This window comes from Lactonifactor sp. BIOML-A5, assembly GCF_009677585.1.
In the GTDB taxonomy this organism is placed as follows: Bacteria; Bacillota; Clostridia; order Lachnospirales; family Lachnospiraceae; genus Lactonifactor.
On sequence record NZ_WKYV01000069.1, the window covers coordinates 1 to 1,105 of the forward strand.

Consider the following 1,105-nt stretch of genomic DNA (forward strand, 5'->3'; position numbering starts at 1 on the left):
CCGGTGCTCTGGCCAGGCGCTCCAACTGCGTACACTCTGTAGTAGTAGTCGTTGCCAACCTTGGCGACGAACTGGGTCTTGAGCACGCTGCCGTTGCCGACCGTGAAGCTCGGCGTTGCGTCGCTGTTCACAACCGTCATCTTGAAGCAGTATGCGCTGCCTCTCTTCAGCGTGAAGTTCACCGTCGTGTCGCTCACCACATACGCCTTCTGGCTGGAAATGTTCTGGGCTGCATTCACCAGCGGGTTCGCCACTGCCGTGCCCTCTGCTCCATAGGTGTTCGACTTGTTCGAAGAGCTGCTGCCCTTCTTCCTGTCCGGTTTCGGTGTGGGCTTCGGATCCGGCGTTTCCACCTTTTCCAGTGCATTGTAGGCGTCCTTCATGCCGTAGTATGCAGCCGCCAGTTCCTCGTCGCTTGCGTTCTCATTGGCAATCGCTGCTGCGAGGATGTTCTTCGACGCCTGGAAGTTCGCCACACTTCTGTCCGTGTAGCCGTTCAAGTCCACCTGCTCCATCTCTGCAAGCTGGGCTTTCATCTCTTCACGGGTCGGAATCTTCCGCAGGGCTGTCATCGCCTCTACCAGTTCAAACGTCTTGTCGTCCACTGTGTTCTGTTTTGCGTTTGCATCTTCCAGCAGTGCCTGTGCTTCTTTCAGAACGTTCTTAAACGCGTCCATCTCTTTGCCTTCGATATACTTGCTCAGGTCCAGAGATTCCGCCTCGTCCACTGCATTTTGCAGCAGGGAGAAGTCTGCGCGGACCACGATCCCGTCGATCGCCTTCTGCAGGTCGTCAAACGCCTTGTCGACGTCCACCTTCAGCGGTTCATCCTGTCCATAGACTTCCTTCGCCGCTTCCAGTGCTTCCTCGAGCGCTTTCGCGCTGTCCGGCGTAAAGTTCTCTGCGTTCTTCAGCAGTTCTTCCGCTGTGTTGATCGCCGGTCCCAGGACTTCCTTGTTCCCGCCTTCGAATGCCAACAGGTGCATCGCATCCATCAGGTCGTTCCAGGCCTTGTCGACTTCCTTCTGCGTGGCCGCTTCGTCGTCGTAGACGGTCTGTGCGTTGTTGAGCGCATCTGTAAACTGCTTCTTGCCGCTCGGGACCA

General features: G+C 56.8%; 1 pseudogene. It reads right to left on the minus strand.

The features are described 5' to 3' along the window. Positions 1 to 1,105 (minus strand): annotated as a pseudogene (locus tag GKG41_RS23240) (FIVAR domain-containing protein); the annotation flags it as partial.